At 74.4% G+C, this 21,436-nt stretch carries 17 protein-coding genes; 9 read left to right on the forward strand and 8 right to left on the reverse strand.

What is annotated here, in order from left to right; all coding sequences use genetic code 11:
- The first annotated feature begins 3 nt into the window (after nt 1–3).
- Together efeO and efeB are read left to right on the forward strand one after the other, a co-directional pair.
- Nucleotides 4–1,134 carry an iron uptake system protein EfeO gene (gene efeO, locus FJK98_RS05220; protein WP_145918018.1) on the forward strand — a complete coding sequence of 377 codons (1,131 nt, stop codon included), beginning with the start codon at nt 4–6 and terminating at the stop codon, nt 1,132–1,134.
- A gap of 52 nt (nt 1,135–1,186) precedes the next feature.
- On the forward strand, nt 1,187–2,488 hold the full coding sequence (efeB, locus tag FJK98_RS05225) for an iron uptake transporter deferrochelatase/peroxidase subunit (protein WP_145918019.1): 1,302 nt from the start codon (nt 1,187–1,189) through the stop codon (nt 2,486–2,488).
- A gap of 25 nt (nt 2,489–2,513) precedes the next feature.
- Here the strand turns inward: efeB and FJK98_RS05230 are convergent, their stop codons facing one another.
- Nucleotides 2,514–3,491, reverse strand: a complete 978-nt coding sequence (locus FJK98_RS05230; RefSeq protein WP_240762605.1) for an RDD family protein — start codon at nt 3,489–3,491, stop codon at nt 2,514–2,516.
- Between the two features lie 41 nt (nt 3,492–3,532).
- Here FJK98_RS05230 and FJK98_RS05235 point away from each other — a divergent pair, with 41 nt between their 5' ends.
- On the forward strand, nt 3,533–4,573 hold the full coding sequence (locus tag FJK98_RS05235) for a stage II sporulation protein M (protein ID WP_145918020.1): 1,041 nt from the start codon (nt 3,533–3,535) through the stop codon (nt 4,571–4,573).
- A 10-nt stretch (nt 4,574–4,583) separates the two neighbouring features.
- On the opposite strand, the gene FJK98_RS05240 is transcribed toward FJK98_RS05235, so the two are convergent.
- Genes FJK98_RS05240 through FJK98_RS05260 form a run of 5 tightly spaced genes read right to left on the reverse strand, consistent with a single transcriptional unit; the run spans nt 4,584 to nt 9,730 of the window.
- Nucleotides 4,584–5,894 (reverse strand): DUF58 domain-containing protein, encoded by a 1,311-nt coding sequence (locus tag FJK98_RS05240; RefSeq protein WP_145918021.1) that lies wholly within the window; start codon nt 5,892–5,894, stop codon nt 4,584–4,586.
- Nucleotides 5,891–6,880, reverse strand: a complete 990-nt coding sequence (locus FJK98_RS05245; protein WP_145918022.1) for a MoxR family ATPase — start codon at nt 6,878–6,880, stop codon at nt 5,891–5,893. Before FJK98_RS05245 ends, FJK98_RS05240 begins: the two co-directional genes overlap by 4 nt.
- Nucleotides 6,877–8,298: a DUF4350 domain-containing protein gene (locus FJK98_RS05250; RefSeq protein ID WP_240762607.1), complete on the reverse strand. Its 1,422-nt coding sequence runs from the start codon at nt 8,296–8,298 to the stop codon at nt 6,877–6,879. The genes FJK98_RS05245 and FJK98_RS05250 overlap by 4 nt, the downstream gene beginning before the upstream one ends.
- The gene (locus FJK98_RS05255; protein ID WP_145918023.1) at nt 8,295–8,888 is read right to left on the reverse strand and encodes a DUF4129 domain-containing protein; all 594 of its coding nucleotides are present in this window, start codon (nt 8,886–8,888) and stop codon (nt 8,295–8,297) included. The genes FJK98_RS05250 and FJK98_RS05255 overlap by 4 nt, the downstream gene beginning before the upstream one ends.
- Complete coding sequence (locus tag FJK98_RS05260) at nt 8,885–9,730, reverse strand: hypothetical protein (protein ID WP_145918024.1); 846 nt, start codon at nt 9,728–9,730, stop codon at nt 8,885–8,887. Before FJK98_RS05260 ends, FJK98_RS05255 begins: the two co-directional genes overlap by 4 nt.
- 215 nt (nt 9,731–9,945) lie before the next feature.
- Between FJK98_RS05260 and mtrA the strand changes: the two genes are divergently transcribed.
- From mtrA to hpf, 5 genes are all read left to right on the forward strand, one after another.
- Nucleotides 9,946–10,635, forward strand: a complete 690-nt coding sequence (mtrA, locus tag FJK98_RS05265; protein WP_067306208.1) for an MtrAB system response regulator MtrA — start codon at nt 9,946–9,948, stop codon at nt 10,633–10,635.
- A gap of 76 nt (nt 10,636–10,711) precedes the next feature.
- On the forward strand, nt 10,712–12,403 hold the full coding sequence (gene mtrB / locus FJK98_RS05270) for an MtrAB system histidine kinase MtrB (RefSeq protein ID WP_370517065.1): 1,692 nt from the start codon (nt 10,712–10,714) through the stop codon (nt 12,401–12,403).
- The gene (locus FJK98_RS05275) at nt 12,400–14,226 is read left to right on the forward strand and encodes an LpqB family beta-propeller domain-containing protein (protein WP_145918026.1); all 1,827 of its coding nucleotides are present in this window, start codon (nt 12,400–12,402) and stop codon (nt 14,224–14,226) included. The genes mtrB and FJK98_RS05275 overlap by 4 nt, the downstream gene beginning before the upstream one ends.
- Before the next feature lie 7 nt (nt 14,227–14,233).
- The gene (locus FJK98_RS05280) at nt 14,234–14,941 is read left to right on the forward strand and encodes a ComF family protein (protein WP_145918027.1); all 708 of its coding nucleotides are present in this window, start codon (nt 14,234–14,236) and stop codon (nt 14,939–14,941) included.
- A 250-nt stretch (nt 14,942–15,191) separates the two neighbouring features.
- A complete protein-coding gene (gene hpf, locus FJK98_RS05285) occupies nt 15,192–15,812 on the forward strand; it encodes a ribosome hibernation-promoting factor, HPF/YfiA family (RefSeq protein ID WP_145918028.1) in 621 nt (206 codons plus the stop codon).
- A 99-nt stretch (nt 15,813–15,911) separates the two neighbouring features.
- On the opposite strand, the gene FJK98_RS05290 is transcribed toward hpf, so the two are convergent.
- Nucleotides 15,912–17,042, reverse strand: coding sequence for a GNAT family N-acetyltransferase (locus FJK98_RS05290; protein WP_145918029.1), 1,131 nt, complete (start codon nt 17,040–17,042; stop codon nt 15,912–15,914).
- Nucleotides 17,043–17,076: 34 nt separating this feature from the next.
- The gene (locus FJK98_RS34615) at nt 17,077–18,231 is read right to left on the reverse strand and encodes a GNAT family N-acetyltransferase (protein WP_145918030.1); all 1,155 of its coding nucleotides are present in this window, start codon (nt 18,229–18,231) and stop codon (nt 17,077–17,079) included.
- A gap of 170 nt (nt 18,232–18,401) precedes the next feature.
- Here FJK98_RS34615 and secA point away from each other — a divergent pair, with 170 nt between their 5' ends.
- Entirely contained in the window at nt 18,402–21,329 is a 2,928-nt protein-coding gene (gene secA / locus FJK98_RS05300; RefSeq protein ID WP_145918031.1) for a preprotein translocase subunit SecA, read from the forward strand.
- Nucleotides 21,330–21,436: the final 107 nt, after the last annotated feature.

A 21,436-nucleotide genomic window follows, 5' to 3' on the forward strand; every position in this document is an offset into this window, starting at 1 on the left:
ACGATGCGTACCACCCGTTTCCTGGTGCTCGCCGCCGTCGGCGCGCTGGCCGTCACCGGTGTCACCGCCTGTGGCAAGGACGACCGGTCCGACGCCGGCGCCGGCAACTCGGTCAAGGTCAAGGCCACCGACAGCGTGTGCGAGGTCGACGTCACCGAACTGGAGGCCGGCCAGGCGACCTTCACCGTGACCAACTCCGGCAGCAAGGTCAACGAGTTCTACGTCTACGCCGCCGGTGACCGGGTGATGGGCGAGGTGGAGAACATCGCCCCGGGCCTGAGCCGGGAGCTGCGGGTGGAGCTGCCCGCGGGAACGTACGAGACGGCCTGCAAGCCCGGGATGAGCGGCCGGGGCATCCGGGGAGCGCTGAAGGTGAGCGGCACCGCCGCGACCGTGGCCCCGGACGCCGCGCTGACCGAGGCCACCGCCAGCTACCAGCGGTACGTGACCAGCCAGACCGCCGCCCTGCTGACGAAGACCGAGGAGTTCGTCACTGCGGTCAAGGCCGGTGACGTGGCCAAGGCCAAGGCCCTGTACCCGGTGGCCCGCACCTACTGGGAGCGGATCGAGCCGGTCGCGGAGAGCTTCGGCGACCTCGACCCGAAGATCGACGGGCGGGAGGAGGTCATCGAGGAGGGCATGGAGTTCACCGGCTTCCACCGGATCGAGAAGGACCTCTGGACCACCGGCGACATCAGCAAGGACGGCCCGATCGCCGACCGGCTGCTCGCCGACGTCAAGGAGATCGTGACCCGGGCCAACGCCGAGAAGCTCACCCCGCTCCAGCTCGCCAACGGGGCCAAGGCGCTGCTCGACGAGGTGGCCAGCGGCAAGATCACCGGCGAGGAGGAGCGGTACTCGCACACCGACCTCTGGGACTTCAACGCCAACCTGGAGGGCTCCAAGGCGGCCGTCGCCGCGCTGCGGCCGGCCCTGGAGCAGCGGGCCCCGGAGCTGGTCGCCCAGCTCGACAAGGAGTTCACCGCCGTGGAGGCGGCGCTCGGCAAGCACCGCGACGGCGACGGCTGGAAGCTGCACACCCAGCTGAGCAAGGCCGACCTCAAGGAGCTGTCGGACAGCATCAACGCCCTCGCCGAGCCGGTCAGCAAGGTCGCCGCCGCCGTCGCCCGGTGACGACGGGTCAGCACGGCCGTCGTCCGGCGGCCGGTCCCTCCCAGGAGAGTCGATGAGCGAGCAGAGCAGCACCGCCGGCCGGGGACGCCGCCGGCTGTCCCGCCGGCGGGCGATCACCCTCGCCGGGGTCGGGGTCGCCGGAGTCGCCGGGGTGGCCGCCGGAGCGGGCGCGCTGGCCCGCGACGGCGACCGGGCCGCCGCGTACGACGGGGCCGCCGGGGCGGTGCCGTTCCACGGTGAGCACCAGGCCGGGATCACCACCCCGGCCCAGGACCGGCTGCACTTCGTCGCCTTCGACGTGATCACCAAGGACCGGGACCGGCTGGTCGCGATGCTCCAGGAATGGACGGCCGCCGCCGCCCGGATGACCGGCGGGAAGGACGCCGGGGTGATCGGCGCGGTGGGCGGCATTCCGGAGGCCCCGCCGGACGACACCGGCGAGGCGTTGGGCCTGCCCCCGTCGCAGCTCACCCTGACCGTCGGCTTCGGCGCCACCCTGTTCCGCGACGCACAGGGCCGGGACCGGTTCGGCCTCGCCGGCCGGCGGCCCGCCGCCCTGGTCGACCTGCCGCACTTCGCCGGGGACGCGTTGCGCCCGGAGATCTCCGGTGGCGACCTGTGCGTACAGGCGTGCGCGAACGACCCGCAGGTGGCGGTGCACGCCATCCGCAACCTGGCCCGGATCGGCATGGGGGTGGTCAGCGTCCGCTGGTCACAGCTCGGCTTCGGGCGTACCTCGTCGACGTCGCGGGACCAGGCGACCCCGCGTAACCTCTTCGGTTTCAAGGACGGCACCGCCAACCTCAAGGCCGAGGACGCCGGGCTGCTCCGCGAGCAGCTCTGGGCCCAGCCGGAGGACGGCGCGGACTGGATGACCGGCGGGTCCTACCTGGTCACCCGCAAGATCCGGATGCAGATCGAGACCTGGGACCGCAGTTCGCTTGCCGAGCAGGAGCAGATCGTCGGCCGGACCAAGGGCAGCGGCGCGCCGCTGGGCCGCCGGGACGAGTTCGACGAGCCGGACTTCGCCGCGAAGGGCGACGACGGCCAGCCGGTGATCGCCGTGGACTCGCACGTGCGCCTCGCCCACCCCACCCTGAACGACGGCGCCCGGCTGCTGCGCCGGGGCTACAACTACGTCGACGGATCGGACGGGCTCGGCCGGCTCGACGCCGGGCTGTTCTTCATGGCCTACCAGCGGGACCCACGCCGGCAGTTCGTGCCGATCCAGACCCGGCTCGCCCGCAACGACGCGATGAACGAGTACCTGCGGCACGTCTCCAGCGGCCTGTTCGCCTGCCCACCCGGGGTCCGCGACGCCGCCGACTGGTGGGGCCGCGCCCTGTTCGGCTGAACGGCGGCCGGCCGCGACGAACCGGTCAGGCCGGGCGGTCCGGCGACGCCGACCGGAGCACCGGCCCGGCCGGTCGTACCCCGACCGGGGCCGGCGGGTCGACGGCGGGGGTGGCCGGGGCCGGGTCGGGCCAGAGAGCGGCGGTGAGCGCCCGCTGGTGGCGCAGCCGCAGCGAGCCGCGCCGGTTGCGTTCGGCAAGGACCGCCGCCAACAGCAACGGCTCCGGTACGCCCGGCGGCGGCGTCGGGGCGGTCACCGCCGCCACCTCGCGCCACAACTCCCGGGCCAGCCGGCTGCGGTACGGCTCGACGATCTGCTGCCCCCGGGTCAGGTACTGCCGCACCGCCAGGGCCAGCGCGTCGTCCAGCCGGGTCAGGTCCAGCGTGGCGGCCCAGCCGGCCAGCGGCGCGACGATCCCCGGGGCCGGCCGCCACGGGTGCGTGGTGCGGGTGTGCACCACCATCGTGCCGGCCACCAGGTCACCCAGCCGTCGGCCACGCGGGTCGGTCAGCATCACCGTCGCCCCGGCCACCCAGCTCAGCAGCGGCAGCACCAGCCCCGGCCACTCCACGGCCGCCCCGACCAGCGCCCGGGTCAGCGACTGACGCCACTGCACCGGCCCGCCGTCGGCGCTGACCACCCGCAGCCCCACCGCGAGCTTGCCGGGCGTCCGGCCGTGGTTGAGACGTTCCCACAGCACCGGATAGCCGACCACCACCAGCACCAGGCCGAGGGTCTCCAACGCGCCGGTCAGGGCCCGGTCCACCACCTGCTCGGGAAGCACGATCAGTACCAGCGGGGTCAGCGTCAGCGCCAGCAACGCCGCGCAGAACAGTTGCCCGACGATGTCGATCAGCAGCGCCAGCACCCGGGACCCGAGCCGCGCCGCCCGGACGTCCAGCGCGACGGCCTCGCCGCTGACCAGCCCCGCGTCCGCCCAGCGCCCCGCCGGGTCGACGCCGGCCGGGACAGTGCCGGCCGGCACCGGTGGTTGCGCGCTCACCCGGACAGTGAACACTATGGTCGCCGGACGGGGGAGGACCAGTGGATCTCGACGCGTACGTCGCCGAGCACAGCCACGAGTGGCGACGGCTGGAGCTGTTCTGCGACCGTCGCCGGCTCGACGTCGACGAGATCGACGAGATGATCGTCCTCTACCAGCGCACCGCCACCCACCTGTCGGCGCTGCGCAGCCGGGCACCCGACCCGGCCCTGGTCAGCCGGCTCTCCCAGCTCGTGCTGCGGGCGCGGGCCCGGATCACCGGCCGGCAACGGGCCTCCTGGTCGGCCGTCGGGCGGTTCCTCACCGTCGGGTTCCCCGGCGCGGTCTACCGGGCCTGGCCGTGGTGGTGCGCGGTGGCGACCGGGTTCAGCCTGCTCAGCGGCTTCCTCATCTGGTACGTCGCCGGTAACCCGGGCACCGCCGCCGCGTTCATCGGCCCGGACGCCGCCGCCGACCTGGTCGACTCCGGATTCGCCGGCTACTACACCGAGTTCTCCGCGCCGACCTTCGCCTTCCACCTGTGGACCCACAACGCCTGGATCGCCGCCCAGTGCCTCGCCGCGGGGGTGCTCGTCGTGCCGGTGCTCTACCTGTTGTGGCAGAACGCGCTGAACATCGGGGTGGTGGGCGGCGTGATGGTCTCCTACGGCCGCTCCGACGTCTTCTTCGGACTGATCACCCCGCACGGGCTGCTGGAGCTGACCGGGGTCTTCGTGGCCGCCGGGGTCGGACTGCGGACCGCCTGGGCGTGGATCTCGCCGCCGGAGCACCTGGGCCGGGGCCGGTCGGTCGCCGAGGCGGGCCGGTCGGCGATCCTGGTCGCGGTGGGTCTGGTCGGGCTGTTCGCGGTCTCCGCGCTGCTGGAGGCGTTCGTCACCCCGGCACCGGTGCCGGTGGTGCTGCGGGTCGGCGTCGGCGCGACGGTCTGGCTGGGCTTCTTCGCCTACGTGGTGCTGCTCGGCCGGCGGGCCGTCGCCGCCGAACGGGCACCGGCCGAGCGCACCGACCCGTGGCTGGCCGAACTCTGGCCGTCGACGGACCCGGCCCGCGCCTGGCAGCCCACCTCCCGCCCACCCCGCTGACCTGCCCGGGTCAGAGCTGACCGAGGGCCTTGAGCCGGAGGTAGGTGTCGGCCAGGGCCGGGGCGAGCCGGTCCGCCGGGGCGTCCACCACGGTCACGCCGTACCGGCCGAGGACGGCGCGGACCCGGTCCCGCTCGGCGAGCGCCCGCCAGCCGGCCGCGGCGGCGTAGGCGTCCTCGGGGCGTACCGGGGGGCCGGTGGTCAGCGCGGTGAGCGCCGGGTCGTGCACGGCCGCCACCACCACCCGGTGCCGGGCGGCCAGCCGGGGCAGCACCGGCAGCAGCCCCTCGGCGAGCGCCCCGGGCTCCAGCGCGGTCAGGAGCACCACCAGGCTGCGTCGCCGGTGCCGCCGCAGGATCTCCGCGACGATCAGGTCGAAGTCGGTCTCCACCAGCGCCGGGTGCACCGGCGCGAGGGCGTCGACCAGCCGGTGCAGCAGATCCCGCCGCCCGGTGCCGGTGACCGTGGCCCGGATCGTGGCGTCGGCGGCCAGCAGCTCGACCCGGTCGCCGGCCCGGGCGGCCAGCGCGGTCAGCAGCAACGCCGCGTCGATGGCGGCGTCCAGCCGGGGTACGTCGCCGACGCGTACCGCCGAGGTGCGGCCGGTGTCCAGCACGCACACCAACCGCCTGTCGCGTTCCGGCCGCCAGGTGCGGACCAGCACGTCGGAGCGGCGGGCGCTGGCCCGCCAGTCGATGGAGCGGACGTCGTCGCCGACCACGTACTCGCGCAGGGTGTCGAACTCGGTGCCCTGGCCCCGGCCCCGGGTGACCTGGGTGCCGTCGATGACCCGCAGCCGGGACAGCTTCTCGGGCAGGTGCCGCCGGGAGTCGAACCGGGGCAGCACCCGCAGCGTCCAGCCGGGGGCGGCGGGACGCCCGGCCCGCTGCCGGAACGCCAACCCGAGCGGCCCGAGCGAACGCACCGCCACCGTCACCGCCGGCCGGTCGCCGCGCCGGGTGGGGGTGAGCCGGTTGGGCAGCACCAGCACCCCGCCCGGCCCGACCCGGGACACCCGGTCCGGCGGTACGTCCGGACGGGCCCCCGCCGACGGCACCCACACGTCGCGCACCTGGGCGCGCAGCGTACGGCCGGAGGTGTTGGCCAGGCGCAGCGTGACGGTCGCGGGGTGGCCGAGCCGGACGGCCCGGTCGCCCTCACGGTCGACGGTGAGCCCGTGCAGCGGGGCGGCGAGCGCCCAGTCCACGGCGGTCAGCAGCAGCACGACGGCGGTCATCACGGCGACGGCGGGCACCGGGTCCGGCCAGAACGGCAGGGTGGGCACGCCCGCCAGCAGCAGGACGGCCGCCCGCCAGGTCATCGCGGGGTCGGCACGGTGGCCAGCACCGTGTCCAGCACCGCGTCGACCCCGACCCCCTCCAGCTCCACCTCGGGGCGCAGCCGCAGCCGGTGCCGCAGCGTCGGGCGGGCGGTGGCCTTCACGTCGTCGGGGGTGACGTGGTCCCGGCCGGCCAGCCAGGCCCACGCCTTCGCCGTGCTGAGCAGCCCGGTGGCCCCCCGGGGCGACGCGCCCAGCTCCAGGGCGGGGGTGGCCCGGGTGGCCCGGCACAGGTCCACGATGTAGCCGAGCACCGGCTCGGCCACGTGCACCCGGCCGACCGCCTCCCGGGCGGCGGCCAGGTCGGCGGCGTCGGCCACCGGGCGTACGCCGGCCGCGCCGAGGTCACGCGGGTCGAAACCGGCGTGGTGGGCGCGCAGCACCCCCAGCTCCTCGTCCCGGTTGGGCAGCGGCACGGTCAGCTTGAGCAGGAACCGGTCGAGCTGCGCCTCGGGCAGCGGGTAGGTGCCCTCGTACTCGACGGGGTTCTGGGTGGCGGCCACGATGAACGGGTCCGGCAGCGGCCGGCGGGCGCCCTCGACCGACACCTGGCGCTCCTCCATCACCTCCAGCAGCGCCGACTGGGTCTTCGGCGGCGTCCGGTTGATCTCGTCGGCGAGCAGCAGGTTGGTGAAGACCGGCCCCTCCCGGAAGGTGAACGCGGCGGTGCGCGGGTCGAAGATCAACGAACCGGTGACGTCGCCGGGCATCAGGTCGGGGGTGAACTGGACCCGCTTGGAGTCCAGGTCCAGTGCGGTGGCGACGGTACGGATCAGCAGCGTCTTCGCCACCCCGGGCACCCCCTCCAGCAGGACGTGGCCCCGGCAGAGCAACGCGATCACCAGGCCGGTGACCACCGAGTCCTGACCGACGACCGCCTTGGCCACCTCGGTGCGCAGCCGGTGCAGGGCGGCCCGGGCGTCGTCCGGGCCGGCCGTGGGCTCGGCGGTGGTGGCGGGTCGGGTCACCGGGGGTCTCCTTCGGTCGGACGGCCGGGCGCTGCCGCCACGGTACGGGTCAGCCGGTCCAGGGACCGGGCCAGCTCCAGCAGTTCGGCGTCGGTCTGCGGCACCGCGCCGAAGAGCAGCTCGTGGATCTGCTCCGGGGTGCCGCCGGCCGGCCCGGCCACCCGGGCCGCCACCTCCGCCGGCCCGAGCGTCGCGGGCAGGTCGAGCCGCCCGCGCAACCGCCCCGACGCGGCGGTACGCAGGGTCGCGGCGGCCGGACCCCGGGCCCGGGCCCGCTGGTAGAGCCGGGCCCGACCGAGCACGGTCTCGGCGGAGCGGACCTCGACGGGCAGCGGCTCGGTCACCGGCGGGCCGAGCCGGCGGGCCCGCCACAGCACGATCAGCAGGGCGACCAGGGCGAGCTGGAGCAGCAGCGCCCAGAACCAGGGCGGGAAGGCGTCCAGCAGCGGATGGTCGTCAGGCGGTGGGGGACCGGCGGAGTCGGGGGCGTCGCCCGAACCGTCGCCGTCGCCGGTGGCGGTGCCGGGGCCACCCGGACCGCCCTCGCCGGTGCCGTCGCCGTCGTACCCGGTGGACCCGCCGGGGGTGGGTGACCACGCGGGCTCGCCGGTGCCGCCGGGCCGGCCGAACGTCGGCGCCGGTGCCGGGCCGTCCAGGTCCAGCCAGACCACCCGCCCGTGGACGCCGAGCAGGCCGGTGGCGAGCGCCTCGTTGCCGTGTTCGGCGATCCGGTCGTTGCGGAACGGGTCGCTGGCGCCGATCACCACCACCTCGGCCCGGCCGGGCAGCCGGACCAGGCCGTCGGCGTAGCAACGGTCGAGGGCGGTCGCCGTGCCGGGGGCGGCGGCGTACCGCTGGAGCGCGGCGGCGGCGACCCCGGCCCGGGTCGCCTCGGTCACCGCGCAGGGCCGGCCGCCGGCCGCCGGGTCGACCGCCCGGGTGGCCCACCGGCGGTCGGTCGGCACCAGCGGCAGGCCGGCGGATTCGAGCACCCGGCGGGACGGGTCGACGAGGACCAGCCGCCGGCCGGCGGGCAGTTCGCCCAGCGCGCCGAGGGTGTCCGGGTGCAGCAGCTCCGCCGCCGGGACGAAGAGGGTGGCCGGGCCACGGTCGAGGCCGAGCAGGGCCGGCAGGAGGTCGGTCTCCCGCGTGACGGTGACACCCCGGGCGCGCAGCGCGTCGGCGAGGCGGCTGCCCCCGTCGTCGTCGGTGGCGACCGGGGAGAGGAAACCGGGGTCGCCCGGGTCGGGCTGGTCCAGCGCGTGGGCGGCGATCGTGCCGGCGAGCAGGGCGGCGGCCAGCGCCAACGGCACGATCACCCGGTGCCGGCGTCGTCGCCGCACGGGCGCGGCCGGTGGCGGGCCGCCCGCAGTCGAGGGGGCCGGGCCGCCGACCGTGGCGGTGGCGGGGCCGGTCACCGGGCGCCCCCGTCCGGCGGTGGGGTGGCGAGCGCCCGGTCCAGGTCGTCGGCGAGTTCCCGCATCCGTCGGTCGTGGTCGGCGGCGGCCGGGCGCTGGGCGTACCACAGCTCGGCGAAGATGGCCCCGGCGGCGCGCAACGGCGGGTCGACCGGGGGCCGGGCGCGGGCCGCCGCGTCGGTCAGTTCGGTGACGGTCATCCCGGGCCGGGGGGCCACCGCGCCGACCGCGACCAGCCGGCGGACCATGGCGCGCAGCCGTTCCCGGACGGCTTCGGCGTACCGGCCCTCGGCCGCCAGCCGGTCGGCCAGGGACCGCGCGGCGTCGGCGGGCAGGCCGTCGTCGGCGGTGCGGGGGCGGGGCAGCGCCACCGCGACCGGCCCGTCGGCCTTCCGGCGTCGCCGCCGGGGCAGCCGCCACCGGGGCAACCGGAGGCGGGGCAGCCGGGGCAGCCGGCGGGGCACCCAGGCCGGGAAGTGGTACCAGGCGAGCGCGACCACCCCGGCCAGCAGCACCACCAGCAGCGCCACCAGCGGCAGCGGCAGCACGTCGCCGAGCGCGGCGACGGCCTCCGTCCACCACCGGCTCACCGGTCGACCGCCGGCAGGCCGGCCGCGACGAGCCCGGCGGGGGGACGGGCGAGCTGGATGTCCAGCCCCTCGGTGCGCATCCGGGCGTCCAGGTGGATCACCGCGTCCAGGCAGGCCAGGGCGGGGTAGGCGACGCTGTTCACCGCGCCGAAGGCGAGCATGGTGGCGGCGACCCGCACCGCCGGGTCGGCCAGGTCGACCAGGTGCAGCGACTCGACGCCGAAGAAGAGGCCGAGGGCCAGCCCGACCCGCAGCACCCACCAGCCGAGGTAGCCGAGCAGCCGGACGGCGGCGGCCCGGCCGCGTACCGCGACGCGGAGCGCCCGGGGCACCGCCGACACGCCGGGCACCCGGTCCAGCACCACCGCCGCGGCGACCGAGCCGAGCAGCCCGTAGCCGACCAGCCAGGCCGGGCCGAGCAGCGCCGCGATCAGCATCAGCAGGCCCACCGCCGGGGCGAGCAGCAGGGTGACGCCCCAGCGGGCACCGGCCGGGCGGAGCAGTTCCGTCACCCCGGCCCGGCGACCGAGCAGCGCCGCGCCGGCCGCCCGCGCGGCCGGGTTGCCGAGCAGCAGGACGATCACCGCCTCGGCGGCGGCGCCCACCGCGAGCAGTTGCCACCACAGCGGGAACGCCCCGCTGTCGCTCCACCACACCGGGGGCAGCGCGTCGGCGAGCCGGCGCAGCGGGTACAGCAGCAGTTGTTCACCGGCGGCGAGCAGGACGCCCAGCGGGATCAGCACCCGGCCCTGGCTGCGCAGCAGCAGGACGGCCGAGTCGAGCAGTTCGCCGACGGTGAGCGGACGCCGGGGGAGCACGGCGGTCGGGCCGACGTCGGGCACGCGTACTCCTGCGGATGGTGGCTGGCGGGCGGCGACCTGCCCGGGGATCATGGTGACACGGCACGACCGGCCGGGTGGATCCGCCGGGCGGCCCACGCGATGCGGTCATCGGGGGAGATATCGCGCGTGGGGCGTGCGGCGGTACCTCTCCCGGCAGTACCGTGCCATCCAGACGCCGATCCCACCAACTGAACGGGGATGGAAACATAAACCCCATGAGAGCCCGGGTACTGGTGGTCGACGACGACCCCGCGCTCGCCGAGATGCTCGGCATCGTCCTGCGCAGCGAGGGTTTCCTGCCCTCCTTCGTCGCCGACGGGGAACGGGCGCTGGCCGCGTTCCGGGACAGTCGCCCCGACATCGTGCTGCTCGACCTGATGCTGCCCGGAATGAGCGGTATCGACGTGGCGCGGGCGATCCGCGGCGAGTCGGGCGTGCCGATCGTCATGCTGACCGCCAAGAGCGACACCGTCGACGTGGTGCTCGGCCTGGAGTCCGGCGCCGACGACTACGTGGTCAAGCCGTTCAAGCCCAAGGAGCTGGTGGCCCGGATGCGGGCCCGGTTGCGCCGGGGCGAGGACGTCGCGCCGGAGATGCTGACCATCGGCCCGCCCGGCAACCAGATCACCATCGACGTGCCGGCGCACACCGTCAGCCGCGACGGCGAGGAGGTGAAGCTGACGCCGCTGGAGTTCGACCTGCTGGTCGCGCTCGCCCGCAAGCCGCGTCAGGTCTTCACCCGGGAGGTCCTGCTGGAGCAGGTCTGGGGCTACCGGCACGCGGCGGACACCCGGCTGGTCAACGTGCACGTGCAGCGGCTGCGCGCCAAGATCGAGCCGGACCCGGAGCGGCCGGAAATCATCCTGACCGTGCGGGGCGTGGGCTACAAGGCGGGTACCGGATAGCCTGGGCTGCACCGTGACCAGTGCACCCGACCCCACCCCCGAGCACACCGCCGGCTGGCGTCCCGCCGCGCGGGCGCTGCGGCGCGTGCTGGTGGGGCGCGCGCTGCGGGTGACCGCCGGCCTGCGCCAGACCTGGCGACGGTCGTTGCAGGTCCGGGTGGTGACCATCACCCTGGTGGTGTCCAGCCTGCTGGTCGGCGGCTTCGCGTACCTGATCGCTGACAAGATCACCAACATCCTGCTCGACAACGCCGAGACCGACGTGCTGCTGCGGCTGCGCAACGGCAGCGACTACTCGGCCAAGCAGTTCTTCCTCTACAGCCAGCCGCAGGAGGCGCAGCTCCAGGACACCATCGAGGGCACGGTCAACTACCTGGCCGGGGGCGACCCGCAGCAGACCAGCGGGGTGGTGGTCGCGATCACCGCCGACAACTACGCCGGCATCATCGAGACCCGCACCTCACCGGCGATGGACGTCCGCCCGCTGGTCAGCCGGGAGCTGCGGGCCGCCGTCGCCGACGGCAAGGTGGCCCACCAGATCCGCACCGGACGACTCACCGGCGAGCGGACGAAATACCTGGTCTACGGCTCCCCGGTGCCGACCCGCTTCGGCCAGCTGGAGCTGTACTACCTCGTCCCGCTCAACCGCCAGGACGCCACCGCCGCCGACGCACGGGCCACCGTGCTGGCCACCGGGGTGGCCCTGGTGCTGCTGCTGGGCCTGCTCGCCGCCCTGGTCACCCGGCTGGTGGTGACCCCGGTCCGGGTCGCCGCGCGCACCGCCCAACGGCTCTCCGCCGGCCTGCTCGACCAGCGGATGGTGGTCGACGGCGAGGACGACCTCGCCCTGCTCGCCGCCTCGTTCAACCAGATGGCGACCAACCTGCAACGGCAGATCCTCCGCCTGGAGGAGATGTCCCGTCTGCAACGCCGGTTCACCTCCGACGTGTCGCACGAGCTGCGGACCCCGCTGACCACCGTCCGGATGGCCGCCGACCTGATCTTCGCCGAGCGCGACGAGTTCGATCCGGCGGTGGCGCGTAGCGCCGAGCTGCTCCAGGCGGAGCTGGACCGGTTCGAGGAACTGCTCACCGACCTGCTGGAGATCAGCCGTTTCGACGCCGGCTTCGCCATGCTCGACTCCGAGCCGACCGACCTGGTGCCGGTGGTGCACCGGGTCGCCGACCGCCTCGCCGGGCTGGCCGAACGGGTCGGCGTCACCATCGAGCTGGCCGTGCCGACCACGCCGGTGATCGCCGAGGTGGACCCGCGCCGGGTCGAGCGGGTGCTGCGCAACCTGGTCGGCAACGCGGTGGAGCACGGCGAGGCGAAGCCGGTGGTGATCACCCTCGGCGTCGACCGGACCGCCGTCGCGGTCACCGTCCGCGACCACGGTGTCGGGCTCAAGCCGGGCGAGGAGAAGCTGGTCTTCAACCGGTTCTGGCGGGCCGACCCGTCGCGGGCCCGGCAGACCGGCGGTACGGGGCTGGGCCTGTCGATCAGCCTGGAGGACGCCCGGCTGCACGGCGGCTGGCTGGAGGCGTGGGGCGCACCCGGGCAGGGGGCCCAGTTCCGGCTCACCCTGCCGGTCCGCTCCGGGGACCGGCTCACCACCTCACCGCTGCGGCTGGTGCCCGCCGACGCCACCCTGCCCTTCGGCGGCCCCCGCGACGGCGACCTGCTGGCCATCGGTCCGGCCGGCGGGGGTGTGCTGGCCATCGGCCCCGGGCCCGCCGGCACCGACGAGCGCGCCCAGGCCCGGTCGTGAGCCGGCTGCGGGCCCTGGCCGGGCTGCTCTGCGCCGGGCTGCTGGCCGCCGTCGCCGGCTGCGGCATCCCCGACCACACCGACGTGCAGGTCGACGGCTCCGGGCCGGCCGTGTCGGCGGGCGCGTCCAGCTTCGGTCGGGGCGAGCCCCCCACCCGGACGGCCAGCGGCGTCGACCGGGAGCTGTTCGTCCGCAACTTCCTGGCCGCCGCGGCCGGCGAGCCCGAGCGGGCGTACGCCCGGGTCAAGCAGTTCATCGCCCGGGAGGACCGCAACCGGCTCGCCGAGAAGCAGGGCAGCGAGGTCGCGATCAACGTGGTCCAGCTGACCGAGAAGCCGGTGATCACCGAGAACGCCAGTGGGCTGCTCACCGTACGGGTGCCGGTGCAGCAGGTGGGGGTGCTGCGGGCCAACGGGGTGCTCGGCCCGCCGGTGGTGACCGACACGGAATACCAGTTCTCGCTGCGCGGCTCCGCCGAACCGGGCCAGGAGGGCACCGCCGACGGCGGCTACTACGTCACCGATCCGCCCAGCGTGCTGCTGCTGGACACGCTGTCCCTGCGGCAGTACTACCAGACCCGTACGGTCTACTTCTGGAACTCCGACGCCACCCGGCTGGTCGCCGACCAGCGCTACCTGCCGCTCGCCGTGCCGTCCGAGCGGCTGGTCAGCGAGGCGGTCAAGTGGCTGATCGCCGGGCCGTCGGAGTGGCTGCGGCAGGGGGTGAGCGGCCTGCCGGACCGCACCGCCCTGATCAACAACGCGGTCAAGACCGACGGCCGGTGGGAGGTCAACCTCGACCTGCCCGGCGACGACCGGCGCAAGCTGGAGAAGCTCGGCATCCAGTTGGCCTGGTCGCTGTCCGACCTGGACGGGCCGCTCCAGCTCACCACCCGCAACCAGTCCCGGGTGACCATCGACGACCTCGCCGTGCACCGCCTCGCCAACCCGGTCTACCCGCTCACCGAGGGGCCGCAGCGGTTCACCGTCTACGCCGGGGCGATCCACCCGCTCGCCTTCGAGGCCGAGGCGATCGGCACCGTGCCGATCCGCACCGAGGACAACCACGACGTCGTCTCGGCCGCCGTGCGGCGGGCCGCCGAGGAGAAGACCCTCGCCGCCCTGGTCACCACCGCCCCGGGCGGCCGGCAGCGGCTGGTCACCGGCTCGGGGGTGGCCCCGGTGCAGGTGCTGACCCCGGGGGCGCAGACCTTCGCGGCGATCGGCCGGCCGGTCTGGCTGCGCCCGCTCGGCGCGGCCCAGCCGTACGGGCTGGTGGTGGCCGACGGGCGGCTCTACCGGTTCGACGACCGGGCCCGGATGGTGCCGGTGCCGGTGGGCGTGGCGGGTCCGGTCAGCGCGGTGGCCGCCTCGCTGGACGGGCACCGGATCGCGTTGATCGTCGGCGGTCGGCTCTGTCTCAGCGCGGCGAGCCTCGACGGCGGGGTGGTCTCGCTCGGGCCGGTACGGCAGGTCGCCACCACCCTGACCGATCTGTCGGCGGTGGACTGGGCGCAGGAGAACACCCTGGCCGTGGCCGGCTCCACCAACCGTTCCGCCGTGTACGAGGTGGGCGTGGACGGTGCGTTGCAGACCGCCCTGGTCACCGACGTGGGCGCCCGGGTGACCCATCTGTCGGTGTACCCGGCCAACCCGACGTACGTGCTGCCGACGGTGATGATGATGTACGAGGCCAACGGGGTCGCCTACCGCTACCGCTCGTCGTCGGCCGAGACGATCCGGAGCGAGCAGGTGCTGGACGTGCCGCCCCCGTCCGCCGGTGGCCGGGCCGGCAGTCCGACCGCGCCGTTCTTCCTGTTCTGAGCCGGCGGTGCGGGACGTGGGCGGGCTCTGGGCCGACCTGACCGATCTGGTCTTCCCGACCGGGTGTGCGGGGTGCGGCCGGCGGGACGGGCGCCTGCGTCAGGGCTGCTGCCCGCAGTGCGTACGCCGGCTCGCCGCGCTGCGCCCGGTGCCGGCGCGCCCCACCCCGGCCCCGCCCGACCTGCCCCCGTGCCACGCCCTCGGCCCGTACGCGGGGCCGCTGCGGGAGGCGCTGCTGGCGTACAAGGAACGGGGTCGGCACGGGCTGGCCCGGCCGTTGGGCGGGTTGCTGGCGGAGGTGGTGGCGGCCTCGGTGGGCGAGGCCCGGCCGGTGCTGCTGGTGCCGGTGCCGGACCGGGCGGCGGCGGCCCGGGAGCGCTACGGCGACCACCTGACCCGGTTGGCCCGGCACGCGGCGGCCCGGTTGCGGCGGGCCGGCTGGGACGTGCGGACGGCGGTGCCGGTGCGGGCGTTGCCCCGGCCGGATTCGGTGGAGCTGGACCGGGCGGGGCGGGCCGCGGCGGCGGAGTCGGCGTTCCGGCTGCGGGCCGGCTGGGCCGGGCGGGGTGCCGGTGGCCGGGCGGTGGTGGTGCTGGACGACATCCTGACCACCGGGGCGACCCTGGCGGCGGTGAGTCGGACTTTGCGCGCGGCGGGAATGACGCCATACGGAGCGGCCGTGCTGGGTGCAACGCAAAAACGGCGGCATTGGTGACGCTTCGTGTTTCTGTTTCACCCCATGGTGTTGGTTGCTGTTAATTCTCTGAGGGTTTCCCGCAACCGGGGGTGACTGTCAGCCGTACAGGAGTTAGCGTTTTCGTGTCGGGGGTAGGAAGGTTTCCCACCCGCCCCCGACGGTGGAAGGAGGCGTAGCCGTACCTGACCGGTCGACGCTCCCAGGGGCCCTCCCGAGGTCGCGCGGCCGGATTCGAAGATCAGCCGACCATCCGGAAAAGGGAGGTCACGTGGACATCGTGGTCAAGGGTCGAAACGTCGAAGTGCCGGACCATTACCGGGTACACGTAGCCGAGAAACTCGCGAAAATCGAACGCTACGATCACAAGCTCATCCGGGTCGATGTGGAGCTGTTCCACGAACGCAATCCCCGGCAGTCCGACACCTGCCAGCGAGTGGAGATCACCTGCGTCTCCCGGGGCCCGGTGATCCGGGCCGAGGCCTGCACGAACGACTTCTACAGCGCGCTGGACGCCGCGATCGCCAAGCTGGACACCCGACTGCGCCGGGCGGCCGACCGCCGCCGCGTACACCGGGGTCGGCACGCGCCGATCTCCGTCGCCGCCGCCACCGCCGGTCTGCCGGTGGCCGGGCTGGACGATGCGGGCGTGTCCGCCGGTGGCACGGCCACCGCCGTCGAGGAGCGTCCGGAGGAGCACGACGACCAGCCCTGGCACATCGCGCGGGCCAAGGTGCACCCGGCCGACCCGATGACCGTCGACGACGCCCTGTTCCAGATGGAACTCGTCGGCCACGACTTCTACCTGTTCCACGACAAGGAGTCCGGCCGCCCCAGCGTCGTCTACCGTCGCCACGCCTACGACTACGGCATCATCTCCCTCGACACCTGACCCCCAACCCTTCTCTCCCACCCCCGCCCGGCCCGCCTGGCGATGTCGATCAAGAGGTTCGCGTCAACTTTGGAGATCCAGTTGACGCGAACCTCTTGATCACCGTGGCGGGAGGGGGTGGAGGTCGGTGGGGAGGAGGGCCCAGAGAACGGTGTCGGGGCGGGGGCCGCCGGGGGTCGGGGCGGGGAACCGGGCGCGCAGCACGCCCTCCCGGTGAAATCCCGCCCGCTCCAGCACCCGCTGCGAGGCGGTGTTCCAGGTGGCCGTGCCGGCCCAGAGGCGGGCCAGGCCCACCGGCCCGCACGCCCAGCCGGCCAGCAGCCGGACCGCCCGGGTGGCCAGCCCCCGCCCCCGTGCCTCGGGCAGCAGGCTGTAGCCGATCATCGCCTGGCCGGTGGCCGGCTCGTCGTGGATCAGAACGCAACCGCCGACCACCGTGCCGCTCGCCGCGTCGCACAGCGCGAAGTCGGCCGCCCGGCCGGTCAGCCACTCGCTCTCGGCGACGGCGCAGCGCCGCGCGATGTCCGCCCTCGTCGGGGCGACCGGACGGACCCGGGTCGCCACCACCTCGGGGCGGCTGTGCAGCCGGTACGACGTCCCCGCGTCGGCCGGGGCGAGCCGGCGCAACGTCACCACCGTGTCGGAGAGCCGGCCGTCGGGCAGGTCCGGCAGCGTACGCCGGGCCGGGCCGGGTGGGTCGCCGGCGAGGCGTACCCAGGCGAGCAGGTCGTACGGGCTGCCGTCGCGGTCCAGGCCGGCGGACCGGCGTACCCCCTCGGGGTGGAAGCCGGCGGCCACCGCGACCCGCTGGCTGGCCGGATTCTCGGCCTGGATGAGCAGCTCCAGCCGGATCAGCCCGGCCCGGAACGCGGCAGCCGCCAGGGCCCGGGTGGCGACGGTGGCGACACCCCGCCGCCGGGAACCGGGCGACACCCAGTAGCCCAGCTCCGCCTGCCCCCGCCCCGGCACCACCTGGCTGAGGCCGACGCCACCGACAAGCCGGTCGCTGGCCGCGTCGACGATCGCGTACGCGGCCCCGCCGGCCCGCCACACCGCCGGGGCGCCCTCCCCGATCCACCGGTGTGCGTCGGCGGGCGTGTAGGGCTGCGGCATCGTCGGGTTGAACCGGAGGTTCACCGGGTCGGCGCAGCCGGCGGCGAGGTCGTCGGCGTCGTCGGGCCGGTACGGTCGCAGCCGCACCGGGCCGGCCTCGACGACCTCAGGGGTCACGTCGGATCCTCGCCGGGCCCGATGGTCCGCGGCGTCACGTCAGGTCGTCGGCGAGCAGCGCGCCGACCCAGGCGTCGACGCGTTGACCCCGCTGCGGCACCCCGCCCCGCAGGGTGCCCTCGACGGTGAAGCCGGCCTTCTCGGCGGCCCGCCGGGAGGCGGTGTTGCCGACGTGGGCCTTCCACTCGACCCGGGCCAGGTGGAGGCCGGTGACGCCCCAGGCGGCGAGCGCGCCGAGCGCGGCCGGCATCCAGCCCCGGCCCCGGGCGTGCGGCGCGGTCATGAAGCCGACCTCGGCCAGCAGCGGGTCGACGGGGTTCAGCCGCAGGTCGACGGTGCCGGCGAAGGCGTCGTCCGGGTCGGCCAGCACGAAGCACGCGCTGCTGCCCCGCGCCCAGGCCAGCCCGCCGTAGGCCAGGTAGCCCTCGGCGTCGGTGCGCTGGTAGGGGTGCGGCACGCTGGTCCACCGGACGGTGTCCGGGTCCTGGCAGGTGGCGACCACCCCGTCCAGGTCCCGTTCCTCCATCGGCCGCAGCCGGAGTTCGACGGCACCGGCGGTGGCGAACAGGACGGGCTGCGGCCGGCCGAACACGGCGGCCCGCCGGGCGTCCAGGGTGCCCGGCCCGGCCGGCCCGTCCGCCCCGACGGCCGGCACCTCCCCGGGCAGCATCGAACCGATCCAGCCCTCGACCCGGCCGTCCCCGGCGGGTCGGGCGAGCCGCAGCTCACCGGAGATCTGGAAGCCGGCCCGCAGGGCGACCAGCCGGGAGAAGTGGTTGCCGACCTCCGCCTGCCAGATCAGCCGACGCAGCGGCGACGTGTCGAAGGCCCAGCGGGCGACCGCCCGGGTGGCCCGTACGGTGACCCCCCGGCCCCGGGCCCAGGGGGCGGTCCAGTAGCCGATCTCGCCGGTCTCGACGTCCCGGTCGATCGCGACCAGGCCGCAGGAACCGAGCAGCTCGCCGGTGGCGGCGTCGCAGACCGCGAACGGCGCCCCGCTGCCGTCGGCCCAGGCGCGGGCGCTCACCTCGGTGACGAAGCCGTGGGCGTGTTCAGGCCGGTACGGACGCGGTACGGTGGTCCAGCGCTGGATGTCCGGGTCCTGGCAAGCCCGGTGCACGTCGTCCGCGTCCGAGGCGAGCCACGGACGCAGCAGTAGGCCGTCCTCGATGATCTCCACAGGCTCCATCCGAGTCATCGTGCCGGATCGTTCGCGGTGGGCGTAACCGGATAACCGCCGGGCGGCGGGTTGAGCCGAGCGTTATGTCGGTTTGGTCGGGTCGGACCGCCGCCACCAGTGACCATCGCGCCGACTGAGCGCCTACGATGGTTCGAGACTGTCTAGGGGAGCGTTGATCCGTGTCGATTCTGGAAAAGGTCCTCCGCGCGGGCGAGGGCCGCATGGTGCGCCGGCTGAAGGCCATCGCCGCCGCCGTCAACTCGATCGAGGACGACTACGTCAACCTCACCGACGACGAGCTGCGGTCACTGACCGACCAGTACCGGGAGCGGCTCGCCGACGGTGAGACCCTCGACGACCTGCTGCCCGAGGCGTTCGCCACGGTGCGCGAGGCGGCCGCCCGGGTGCTCGGCCAGCGGCCGTACGACGTCCAGGTGATGGGTGGCGCGGCGCTGCACTTCGGCAACATCGCCGAGATGAAGACCGGTGAGGGCAAGACGCTGACCTCGGTCATGGCCGTCTACCTCAACGCGCTGTCCGGCAAGGGCGTGCACGTGGTCACGGTCAACGACTACCTGGCCCAGCGCGACGCCGCCTGGATGGGCCAGGTGCACGAGTTCCTCGGCCTGACCGTCGGCGTGGTGCTGCCCAACCGGCCGGCCGCCGAGCACCGCGCCGCGTACGAGTGCGACATCACCTACGGCACCAACAACGAGTTCGGCTTCGACTACCTGCGCGACAACATGGCCTGGTCCCGCGACGAGCTGGTCCAGCGCGGGCACAACTTCGCCGTGGTCGACGAGGTCGACTCGATCCTGATCGACGAGGCGCGCACCCCGCTGATCATCTCCGGCCCCGCCGAGCACTCCGCCCGCTGGTACGGCGAGTTCGCCGCCGTGGTGGGCCGGCTCCAGGCCGGCAAGGACGGCGAGGGCGACTACGAGGTCGACTACGCCAAGCGCACCATCGCGGTCACCGAGCGCGGCGTGGCCAAGGTGGAGGACCGGCTCGGCATCGACAACCTCTACGAGTCGGTGAACACCCCGCTGGTCGGCTACCTCAACAACGCGATCAAGGCCAAGGAGCTCTACAAGCGCGACAAGGACTACATCGTCAGCGACGGCGAGGTCCTGATCGTCGACGAGTTCACCGGCCGCATCCTGCACGGCCGCCGCTACAACGAGGGCATGCACCAGGCGATCGAGGCCAAGGAGGGGGTGGAGATCAAGCAGGAGAACCAGACCCTGGCCACCATCACCCTCCAGAACTACTTCCGCCTCTACGAGAAGCTCTCCGGCATGACCGGTACGGCCCAGACCGAGGCGGGCGAGTTCAACAAGGTCTACAAGGTCGGCGTGGTGACCATCCCGACGCACCGGCCGATGGTCCGCGAGGACCGCGCCGACGTCATCTACAAGACCGAGAAGGCCAAGTTCAACGCGGTCATCGAGGACATCGCCGAGCGGCACCAGGCCGGCCAGCCGGTGCTGGTCGGCACGGTCTCGGTGGAGAACTCCGAGATCCTGTCCACGCTGCTGCGCCGCCGGGGCATCCCGCACTCCGTGCTGAACGCGAAGTTCCACGCCCGTGAGGCCGAGATCGTCGCCCAGGCCGGCCGCAAGGGCGCGGTCACCGTCGCCACCAACATGGCCGGCCGGGGCACCGACATCCTGCTCGGCGGCAACGCCGAGTTCCTCGCCGCCAGCGAGCTGCGCCAGCGCGGCCTCGACCCGGCCGAGCAGGAGGAGGAGTACGCCAAGGCGATGGAGGAGGTCCTGCCCACCTGGAAGCAGGCGTGCGAGGCGGAGGCCGAGGAGGTCGCCGCCGCCGGTGGGCTCTACGTGCTCGGCACCGAGCGGCACGAGTCCCGCCGGATCGACAACCAGCTGCGCGGTCGGGCCGGCCGGCAGGGTGACCCGGGCGAGTCCCGGTTCTACCTCTCGCTCCAGGACGAGCTGATGAAGCGGTTCCGGGCCGGCGCGGTCGAGGCGGTGATGGAGCGGTTCAACATCCCCGAGGACGTGCCCATCGAGTCGAAGATGGTCACCCGGCAGATCAAGAACGCCCAGGCCCAGATCGAGGGCCAGAACGCCGAGATCCGCAAGAACGTCCTCAAGTACGACGAGGTGCTCAACAAGCAGCGCCAAGTGATCTACGCCGAGCGGCTGCGGGTGCTCAACGGCGAGGACCTCTCCGACCAGGTCCGCAACATGATCGACGACACCGTGGGCGCGTACGTGGTGGGTGCCACCAGCGACGGTTACGCCGAGGACTGGGATCTCGACCAGCTCTGGGCCAGCCTCAAGCAGCTCTACCCGGTGGGTGTCACCGTCGAGGAGCTGGAGGAGGAGGTCGGCTCCCGGGCCGGCCTCGACCAGGACTTCCTGCTCGCCCGCCTCCGGGAGGACGCGAACGCCGCGTACGACCGGCGGGAGGAGAGCCTCGGCGAGGAGGCCACCCGCCAGTTGGAGCGGATGGTGCTGCTCCAGGTCATCGACCGCAAGTGGCGTGAGCACCTCTACGAGATGGACTACCTCCAGGAGGGCATCAGCCTGCGGGCGTACGCCCAGCGCGACCCGGTCATCGAGTACCAGCGCGAGGGCTTCGACATGTTCGCCACCATGATGGAGGGCATCAAGGAGGAGACGGTCGGCTTCCTCTACAACCTGGAGGTGCAGGTCCAGGAGCCGGAGCCGGAGGCCGAGGAGGTCCAGCTGCTGGAGAAGCCGGTCGAGATCCGGGCCAAGGGCCTCAACCGGGCGCCGCAGCAGCAGGGGCTGCAATACTCCGCTCCCACGATCGACGGTGAGGCGGGTGCCGGTGCGGTGGCCGTGGAGCGGCCCGAGCCCGAGCCGTCCGCGCCGGCGCTCGGCATCGGCGGTGGGCAGCCGCAGGCTCCGTCGCAGGCCCGACCCGCCGCCGGTGGGTCGCGTCGGCCGGCTGCCGCCGGGGCGAGCGGTCAGGCCGCCGCGGCCAGCACCGCCCGGCGGAACACCGGCCCGGTCGACCGGGCGGCCGAGGGTGGCCCGTCCCGCAACGCCCCCTGCCCGTGCGGCTCCGGCCGCAAGTACAAGCGCTGCCACGGCGCCCCCAACGGCGGCGCCTGACCCATTCCGGCCTGATCCGGGGACGCCCTCCCGCTCTGTCGAGCGGGAGGGCGTCCCCGTTCCCGTTCCGCCTCCCGTCCCCGCCCGCCCTCGCCCGGTGATCAAGA

This window comes from Micromonospora sp. HM134 (assembly GCF_007833915.1).
GTDB lineage: Bacteria > Actinomycetota > Actinomycetes > Mycobacteriales > Micromonosporaceae > Micromonospora > Micromonospora wenchangensis.